This window comes from Plectonema radiosum NIES-515, assembly GCF_025753815.1.
Lineage (GTDB): Bacteria > Cyanobacteriota > Cyanobacteriia > Cyanobacteriales > Nostocaceae > Hassallia > Hassallia radiosum_A.
Genome location: NZ_JAOWRF010000087.1, coordinates 17,157 through 27,032, shown reverse-complemented (window position 1 = coordinate 27,032; position 9,876 = coordinate 17,157). Strand labels below are relative to the sequence as shown.

Genomic DNA, 9,876 nt, shown 5'->3' with positions numbered 1-9,876 from the left:
TATTATCAAACAGAAGCGAAAACCAAATATTAAGTTAATTGTCGCACCTTTTCGCGATCTTCAACGTGGGACTGACCAGTTTTTTTTCAACAATTCTCTCAAAGCCTCTTGACAAAAGACTTACAGCTTTAACTTGTCACCAATGGGGTAATATGGAGAATTGTCTAAAAGAACAAAAGTTAGGATTGCACAGTGATAGGACTAGTACCCACACATTTGAAGGAAATCAATTACGTTTGTGGTTTGCATCGATTGCTTACATTTTAATAAATGCCCTGCGAGAGCAATGTTTAGCAAAAACGGAATTCAAAAATGCAACTGTTGAGACTATCCGCGCAAAACTATTGAAGTTAGGGGCAGTTATTACTATTAGTAAACGACGAGTTTTAATCGCAATTAGCAGTGCTTGCCCTTATCAGGAGATTTTTACAACGGTTTATAAGTGTTTATCTCAACTACCAAGTCAGTCAATTGTCAATAATGGTCTAATTTAATTAACAAGTAATAACTGAATTCTGGTTTTTAATAACTAATTTTTTGGGTTATTTTACTTGATTTAACCCATCAATTGCCATGTCAATTTTTATCACTAAAAGTTTTTTGCTTCAGTATTAAGCACTTTTAATGTATTTTATCTATCTTCAGATACTTCGGCTTTTACTTGAAAATACCAGGCTCTGAAGGTATTTTGATAATGTATTAATTAAACTATTTTACATTTGGCTAACCTAAGCGTTTTTTTCTGACTTGTGAGAAATCCGGGTTAAACCCACATCAGAAGCTTTGTCAAGTGCAGACTTTAAAAAAAGCCCTGAAAACAAGCAATTACTTGATGGGAGCAACGCGATTTGGTGAGGTCGGATAAAAATCAAGCGATCGCTAAAAATTAGTTTCAGTACATTTCTATTTTTATGACAGTTAATACCGTATTTATACTGGCTTAAATTTGCTTACGATTTTCGGATCTGAAGATGACGAATTTTTTGTCCTAAAAAAAAGGTAGGATGACCTTTGGAGTAAAGGTTTTGATATCTAACATCAAAACAAAAACAGGGAATACTTACGATGAAAAATAATATATATTCTACTTTCGATTTAAGCAAATCATTGTCAGATTTTCAAGAAAACGTTACGAAAATTTTAGAATTAACGAACATATCAGAATGGGATGGACAAATTTTAAAAGTACGTGAGAATAAAATTAGGGAATATGCATTAATTTTAGCAGGAGAATGTATTGCTTTATTGCTTCACAATTTGTCGAAATCTCAAGAGTTTTTGGATAAAGCAATGCAGCAGACACAGGGATGGTGGCATAATAAAACACAAAAACACGGTTATAAAAAGCGGCAAGTATTAACAGTCGGTAATGTCGAAGTTACCTTAAAATTACCATATGTAGTTGAACGGCAAAATCAACCAAATAAAGATAAAAATTCTTTGCACGAAGGATTTTTACCATTCTTAAAATATTTAAAAATGTCTGAAGGCTTAACCCCTATTGTTTTCTCACCGGTTGCCCAATATGGTGCAATTGCTGGTTCGTTTGAAGCTGCACGTACAACATTAATTGGTTGGGGAATAAATATTAGTGTAAAACGAATAGAACGGCTAACATATTATTTTTGTCAACTAGGATTAGAATTACGTAATAACAAGTTGAATGATTTAAAATCTGGTAATTTACTTACTTTAAATACTCTTAAAGACCGACGTGTTGTAATTGCTGTAGACAGTGGGCGTACACGTATCCGGATTAATAAAAAAGGGAGACGTAAGATAAAAAATAATCGTAGAGGCTTTACAGGAGAATGGATTGAACCAAAGTTATTAACTATTTATGTAGTGAATGAACAAGGTAAAAAAATCAAAATTGGAGATATTCTTATTACCAATGATGGGACTTATGAAGGATATCAAGGATTTTTACAAATCCTAGAAATGTACTTGGTTCATTTAGGGATTAGTCAGGCTAAACAAGTCTTATTAATTGCTGACGGTGCGGAATGGATTTGGAAACATATTCCACCTTTATTAAAGAAGTTAGACTGCCCAGGTGAAACGTATCAACTATTAGATTTTTATCATGCAGCAGAGCATTTACAAGACTTTGCCGATGCTGCTTTTAGCACAAATAATGAGCGTCAAGAGTGGTTTAAAGAGGCTCGGAAAACCTTAAATAAAGGTCATGCCTTAGATTTAATGAGAAACATGGGCGAGTTTATATTATCGGCTACTGGGGAACGCTGTAAAACTTTAGTAAGAGAGCGGAATTATATTTTAAAAGCTTATCGACGGCGGCTTTTAAAGTATAACGAAGTTGCATTTCAAAAACTCTCCCTTGGTAGTGGCGCAGTTGAAAGTTTAATTCGTCAAGTTGTTAATTTACGCATGAAAGGAAACGGTAAGTTTTGGTTAAAAAATAATGCTGAAATTATGCTCCATCTTCGATGCCAATGGATAGCTGGAAGCTGGGATAATTTTTGTGATTCTATCTTAAATTCGTTCATCAAGCCGAAAAACGCTTAATAAATTTTATACCTTTATTTGGACTTTCCTTGATTGGCTACAACAATCGATACTCAGTAATAAAGTTAGTTGCAGATATTATTTTAAAGAATCCTCAAATTACTTACTAGTACTCTTTTTGAGATATCTCATGAAGATGATTTATCCTGCCAATCAGTATGTTTACTGCAAATAAAATCACTTTTTACTTAAATATAATTTTTAGCGATCGCTTGTTTTTTGCCAAACCTCACCAAATCGCGTTGCTCCCGTCAAGACCACCATCCGAACCGCGATCACGATCATTTATGCCTGAGGTCACGGAAGATAGTCACAATGTTGCCTTTTGTAACAATGAATTAAAAAGCGTATTTAAACGATGTAGTAATATACTAAGAATCGTAAATAATTGAGCCATTATTTCCCAGGCCACAACAGATTGCTCGTTTAATAGCTAAATGGCTTGCCAAGTCTAAATCCACTTCTTCATAATCATTTACAAACAGATTGTAAGACGTATGACAACTTCTGAAAATATCAAAGAATTTTTTCTTGGAATCAGGATCCTCCCGCTCATCTAAAAAAGGTCAAAATTACTGATGACATCCGTGAGGTTACACAAGCCGCTTTTGTTCGCAAGCCCTCGCTAGAGGAGCGAAAAGAGCTACTTAATTTAGCCGCTAAGGTTGGTGTCCATAATATGTTCATCGGTTTTCCGGCGATTTCCCAACAAGAATTTGAAGAATGTCGTGAACTTATTCGTCATATAGAAGAAAACAAGCTTGGTATAAAACCAATTTGCCTTGCACGAACACTAATTAAAGATTTAGAGTCGATTGTTGCACTCGCTCAAGCAAGTACGATAACAGTGCAGGCAGATTTTTTTCTTGGGACAAGTCCTATCCGCAGGCGGGTGGAAGACTGGGATTTAGATAAGATGCTAGACCGTCTTGCCGAAGTAGGGAAATATTTAAGCGATCTCGATATGCACTATTCATTAGCTATTGAAGATGCAACGCGGACACCGGCTGACGACCTTGATAGGATTATTAAGAGTGCCATTGATGCAGGGGTAAAGCTGATCTGTTTATGTGACACTGTGGGTGAAAGTCTCCCTAGTGGTGCCGCAAGAATCACACAGTTTACCCTTGAGCGGATTGCAAAAGCAGGAGTAAACATTGAAGTCGAATGGCACGGGCATAATGACAAAGGGTTGAGCGTAGCTTGTGCAATGGCTTCTGCAATGGCTGGTGCTGATTCGATCGCTGGTACATTTTTAGGCATTGGCGAGCGTTCTGGCAATAGCCCCCTAGAACAAGTGATTGTGCTGCTCTATCAGGCTGGAAATAACAATTTTAATCTTGAGTATATTAAACCATACTGTGAGAAGCTCGCCGAATACACCGAGAGTACCATCACCCCAATTACACCGTTAGTCGGGAAGCAAGTCTTTGCCACTGCGGCTGGAACCCATTCAGCAGCCATCTTGAAAGCCAGAAAACTTGGCATTGATTTCGAGGACTATGTCTTTTCTGGTGTCCCTGCCAGCAAACTGGGGCTTAGCCAAGATATAATCATCGGTCCTACAAGCGGAATGACCAATGTACGGTATGCACTTGAGCAAATCGGCATTCCGCTATCAGAGGAGCTAGCAAGTAATCTTTTGGCATACGCCAAGTCTAAAGATCGCTGGTTGTCCCGTGACGACATTCGCACCTACATTAATAGTCAAAAAATAGAGGCAGTATAAATGGATAAAATTATTACTGGAAAAGCATTTTACTGTGGCGACTTTGTTGATACAGACGTGATGTCACCTGGGCGATTTGAACCCCTTGAAGGTGAAGAGTTGTTAGCTCGGATTGCCCTGATTGATTATAAGTCGGATCCCCCTTATGTAGACCCTAAAACACAGCGTTCACCATTCACCGTTATTTTTGCTGGGCGTGAATTCGGGTGTGGTTCTAGTCGTGATACTGCTCCGCGTGCCTTGGCTTACGCCGGGAGCAAGGTTGTGATTGCCAGAAGTTTTGCCCGCATCTTTTTCCGCAATTGCATCAATATGGGGCTGTTACTTCCCATTCAATACGAACATCCCTTTGATGAAGCCATCGTCGGGAAAGAGGTGACAGTTAATACCGAGCAACGATACTTCCAAGTTGAAAATCAAAGGTTTGAGTATGGGGATTTTGGACCTTTGACCGACATTATGGAAGCTGGCGGACTACTTAACCATATTAAGCAAAAAATTGCCACAGGAGAAATAGCATGATTGCACAAAGTATGACCCATAAAATTTTGGCTCGTGCTGCGGGTAAAAAAAGCGTCACCACAGGAGAGTTTGTTGACGCGAATATTGATGTGGCTTTTACCCACGATCCAGCCTTAAAACCATTGAGTGAAATATTCTACAAAGAGTTTGGCGAGGATGCCAAAGTGTGGGATTCTGATAAGATTATTCTGTTCCAAGACCATCTAGTGCCAGCAAAAGACGTAGCCACGCGAGAATTGTCGGTGGTAATGGATCAATTTGCAGAAAAACATCTGATTAAAAAATATTACCCCTATGGTTCCAACTATGGTATCTGTCACATAATGATGTGTGAAGAAGGTCACGTCAGACCTGGTGCGTTGATTTTGGGAACTGACTCTCACTCGGTGACCTATGGCGCATTCAATGCTTTTGGTTCCGGTATTGGGTTAGACGATATGGTTGCCGTTTTCCGAACGGGCAAGTTGTGGTTCCGAGTCCCCGAAGTCATCGAAGTTCGCATTGAAGGAGAGCTACCCAAAAATGTAACAGCCAAAGATATAATTCTACGCCTAATTGGCGACATTACTATGGCAGGAGCATCAAATAAAACACTTGAGTTCACTGGCTCTACTATAGACAATATGTCTCCTGAAGAGCGAATTACTCTGTGCAATATGACCGTTGAAGCGGGAGCGAAAAATGGCATCATGCCTCTCTCCGGCAAAGCTTTAGACTATCTTCGTAAGGTGACAGGCAAAGATGATTTTGAGCCAGTCACAACAGACGAAGATTTTGAATACGACCAACGTATCGTCTATCGAGCCGAAGAGTTACAACCCGTGGTCGCTTATCCCCATCGACCTGACAATGTACATTCCATTGAAAAAGCAAAGGCTGACAAAATTAAAGTCCATCAAGTCTATGTGGGTTCTTGCACAGGAGCTAAGTTTGAAGATATTGCCGTAGTAGCCAAATCTCTTAGAGGTGAGAGGGTAGCAAACGGAGTCCAATTCATGATTGTGCCTGCAACCATGAATGTGTATCGTCGCATAGTTCAAGACGGAATTTTACAGAGCCTCGTAGCGAGTGGAGCCGTGATTGAATCGCCTGGTTGCAAAGCCTGTTACGGCGCACACGGTGGGGTGCTTGGTGATGGTGAGGTTTGTCTTTCGACGACCAACCGTAATTTCCGAGGTAGAATGGGCAATCCTGATTCTTTTGTTTATCTCGCCTCTCCCCACGTTGCCGCACGTAGTGCTGTAGCAGGTTACATCACGGATATTTAAATTTTATGGACGAATTAGCTCCTAGATACCGTGCCGAGTTGCTACACACTTGGGTCACTCAACTATTCGAGAACCTGTCAATCCCACCTGATGATGCTCAAATCATTGCGGATACGCTTATCGAAGCCAACCTGCGCGGTGTTGATTCGCATGGTATTGCTCAACTCACGATCTATGTTCGTGACATCCAACAAGGACAAACCAACATACACCCCAACATCCTTGTAGTGACGGAAACCCCAGCTACAGCCTTAATTGATGGCGACAACGGCTTCGGTATGGTGGTTAGTGTACGGGCTATGCATGAGGCGATAAAACGGGCTCGCCAGTGTGGTATCGCCGGGGTGGGGGTACGCCAAAGTACTCACTTTGGGGCTGCGTCATATTACACCATGATGGCGGCGAATGAGGGCATGATTGGGCTAGCATTTACCAACGTTATGCCTTACATGGCTCCTTGGGGTGGAAAATCACGACTTTTAGGTAATAATCCGCTGTCAATTGCAGTTCCGGGAGGAATTGAGGGGGGCGTAGTACTCGATATGGCAACTAGCAAGGTAGCTTGGTCCAAAATGTATCTGTTGTCCCATGCAGGTCAGAAAATGCCCTTAGACTGGGCACTTGACCAAGATGGACAACCTACCGAGGACCCAAACGAGGGTATGGCAGGATTGATGTTGCCTGTTGGCGAGCACAAAGGCTATGGTTTAGCCCTGATGGTTCAGATGTTATCAGCTGTTTTGACGGGCGCAGCGTTCGATCACCATATTGTCAACTGGCAGAACATTGGTCATTTCTTTGTGGCGATTGATGTGAACAGTTTTATACCTTACAAGGGGTTTTGCGAACGTGTTTCTCAATTAGTAGCGGATTTGCACCAAAGTAAACCGCTTAAGGAAGGACAGCCTATTTATGTACCAGGCGAAATTGAGGCTCAAACCAAACAGCAACGATTAGCTACAGGCATCCCTATTGAGGCAAATGTTGTTGCCAAATTAACCCAACTTGGAAAAGAGTTCTGCGTACCATTTCCTCAGCTAACGGAGTAAGGTCACGTCGGGCTAAGACTGTACTGCAAGTCAGTCTTAAAGGTTCAAGAACTTTCAGAATCTTTAAGAGTAAATCATGAATAAATACCACGTTATGCTGATGCCCGGAGAAGGGATCGGTTCTGAAATCGTAAAAGAAGGAATGCGTGTACTCGGGGTCGTGGCTGATTTGTACGATCTTGACCTTGATGTTACCGACCATGTTGTTGGCGAAGCCAAGTTTAAACAAAGTGGGCGTTACCTGTCGGAAGAGACTGAAAGACGCTGCAACGAATTGAAAACCAACCCGCAAGCCGCGATCCTCTTCGGTGCTGTAGCCGATGAACCAATTGGTATTCTGCGTAAGCAGTATAACTTGTTTGCCAACCTACGCCCCATACGGGCTTTTTCTCAACTTAAATCGGTTTCTCCCCTACGCCCGGAAAGATTAAATAACGTAGATATCCTAATTGTGCGAGAACTTGTCTCCGGTATATATTATGGAGAGAGAACGCAGGGGAGAGACGAACAGGGACGCTGGGCTAAGCAAGAGATGTATTATCACGAATTGGAGGTGCGTCGCATCGTCAAACGAGCTTTGTCTGTGGCAAATAAGCGGCGCAAACGACTACATCTCGTCCACAAAGGCAATGCTATTCCCGAAATCTTTGATATTTGGCTATCAGTACTTAAAGAAGAAGCGCAAGACTACCCAGAGGTTAAGTGCCACGACATTCTGGTAGATAATATGGCCATGCAAATGGTGCTTCGTCCACAGAACTTTGATGTGCTGTTGTGTTCAAATCTGTTTGGTGATATCTTAAGTGACTTAGGGGCAGGTATAATCGGCTCTATTGGTTTATTACCGTCGGCTAGCTTAAATGAATACGGATTTGGCTTATTCGAGTCGGTTGGTGGAACCGCTCCTGACATTGCAGGACAGCAAAAAGCCAATCCGCTTTCAACTATCCTATCGGTAGCAATGATGTGTCGTCAGACATTTAACCACGAGAAAGCGGCTCGAACGATTGAATCTGCGGTGGATGAAGTCCTATGCAAGTATAGAACAGTCGATATCTATGAAGAGGGCTATGAACTTGTCTCCACGACCGAGATGGGATCGCAAGTTGTTGCAGCTTTGAAAGCAAGGTAGATCCGTTATGCTCACAAAAAACATCACACACCTTGGACTAGAAGCAGATAAAGTACTTGAACTGTTTGCCCAGCAAGCCAACTGCGGGGTGGAGCCAATAGACTTTTGCCTGGGCATTTCGTCATTTAATCCATTCGATTATGTTGATGTTCCTCTGACTCGTCCAGATTTAAGGGCACATACACGTTACGGTGAGTTTAATGGACAACTGAGCTTGCGTAAGGCCATCTGTAACTACTACCAAGAAAAATTCAACTATGACCTTTCACCAGCAAGGGTATGCATTACAGATGGGGCGATGGGAGCATTAAATGCTATCTTTGCTATGTTCGCAGAGCCAGACGGTGAGATAATATTAGCTGAGGCACATTTTCCGCCTTACAGAATTTTGGCTCAAATTTTTGGGCTACACTGCCGCTTTGCTCCACTCAATGACAAATATTGTGTTGATGTTGAGCAACTACCTCGGTTAATTACATCAAAAACCAAAGCTATTATCATTAACTCCCCCAGCAACCCGCATGGAGCGGTGTTGAGTGTTCAAGAGTTGGAAGCGATCGCTTCTTTAGGTGTCCCAGTTATCTTTGATGAGGTTTATCAAGCTTTAGGGTTTACAAATCAGCCTGTCGAGAGCGCTATTTCGTTTTCTGACCGACATTTCATTATTAACAGTTTTTCAAAATCTCTAGCTATTGCAGGTTTCCGTGTGGGCTATTTAATTACTCCCCCAGAATACATCCCACTGATCCTGGATGTTAAGGCAACTCTAAATATCTCCACAAATTTACTGGGTCAAATTCTGAGTGAAACCTTACTTAACTCTTGGGACGATTTAATTGAAAAGCATCGAGCGATGCTAACCCAAAATTGGCTTCTTTTTAAAGAAGTTTCCAGTAGGCTTGGTTTAAAGCTGTTGTTAGAACCACAAGCAAGCTTTTTCGCCAATATAGATATTTCAGAAATCGGACAAAATTCGGCGCACTTCGCTGTCAATCTAGTTCGGGATGTTGTGGTAAGCACAATGCCCAGCATAGATTTTCAAAAGCCCGATCCCGGTTTCTTGAGGTTGAATTTTGCCTGTCCCACAACGTATATTGAGCCTGGATTACAGAGAATATCTACATATTTAAAGGAGCATTGTCAATGATTCTTCAAACACTCTGTGTCATCCACTGAGAGCATCCCAATTTTTAAAAAAGACAGAAACGAGAAAATGACTTTGCGAGTTATTCTCGCAAATGATTTGGGGCTATACTTTTGCGCCCGTCTGCTGAGAAAATGGTGTTAGTTAGGGAGAATCTTTATGACAATGACACCCGAAGATAAAGAACTGCTAGCCAGCCACATCAAAGAAATAGCTAAAATTCTGTACAAAAACACGCCACCTAAAAAATCGAAACCTTTGAAAGTATCGAATCAGTTCCATCGGCCAGCAACGCGCACGCGACTGGAGGGATTTCTCACGTATGCGGGTGCAGGACCAAATCCAGGTATATTTCTTCATGCTCATAAGTTTGGTTATGATTTCGAGACATTGTCTATGCTGCTGCGGGAAGGAGGATTTCGTCAGATAGAGAAGAGTGAGTACATGAAGAGTAATTATCCTGAACTTAGGGTAGACTTCGCAAGTGAAGTAGCTGGAGTAAA

General features: G+C 41.4%; 8 protein-coding genes and 1 pseudogene. All 9 read left to right on the top strand.

The window, feature by feature from the left end:
- Positions 1-65 precede the first annotated feature (65 nt).
- Positions 66-494, top strand: coding sequence for a transposase (locus tag OGM63_RS05860; RefSeq protein WP_375340460.1), 429 nt, complete (start codon positions 66-68; stop codon positions 492-494).
- A gap of 571 nt (positions 495-1,065) precedes the next feature.
- A complete protein-coding gene (locus tag OGM63_RS05855) occupies positions 1,066-2,529 on the top strand; it encodes an ISLre2 family transposase (protein ID WP_263744560.1) in 1,464 nt (487 codons plus the stop codon).
- Between the two features lie 523 nt (positions 2,530-3,052).
- Positions 3,053-4,258 (top strand): LeuA family protein, encoded by a 1,206-nt coding sequence (locus tag OGM63_RS05850; protein WP_318528411.1) that lies wholly within the window; start codon positions 3,053-3,055, stop codon positions 4,256-4,258.
- Positions 4,259-4,780 (top strand): LeuD/DmdB family oxidoreductase small subunit, encoded by a 522-nt coding sequence (locus OGM63_RS05845; protein WP_263744559.1) that lies wholly within the window; start codon positions 4,259-4,261, stop codon positions 4,778-4,780.
- A complete protein-coding gene (locus OGM63_RS05840; RefSeq protein WP_263744558.1) occupies positions 4,777-6,048 on the top strand; it encodes a 3-isopropylmalate dehydratase large subunit in 1,272 nt (423 codons plus the stop codon). Before OGM63_RS05845 ends, OGM63_RS05840 begins: the two co-directional genes overlap by 4 nt.
- Before the next feature lie 5 nt (positions 6,049-6,053).
- A complete protein-coding gene (locus OGM63_RS05835; RefSeq protein ID WP_263744557.1) occupies positions 6,054-7,097 on the top strand; it encodes an Ldh family oxidoreductase in 1,044 nt (347 codons plus the stop codon).
- A 76-nt stretch (positions 7,098-7,173) separates the two neighbouring features.
- Positions 7,174-8,229 (top strand): isocitrate/isopropylmalate dehydrogenase family protein, encoded by a 1,056-nt coding sequence (locus OGM63_RS05830; protein WP_318528409.1) that lies wholly within the window; start codon positions 7,174-7,176, stop codon positions 8,227-8,229.
- A gap of 7 nt (positions 8,230-8,236) precedes the next feature.
- Positions 8,237-9,376, top strand: coding sequence for a pyridoxal phosphate-dependent aminotransferase (locus OGM63_RS05825; RefSeq protein WP_263744556.1), 1,140 nt, complete (start codon positions 8,237-8,239; stop codon positions 9,374-9,376).
- 156 nt (positions 9,377-9,532) lie between these two features.
- Positions 9,533-9,646 (top strand): annotated as a pseudogene (locus OGM63_RS05820) (ISKra4 family transposase); the annotation flags it as partial.
- Between the last annotated feature and the right edge of the window lie 230 nt (positions 9,647-9,876).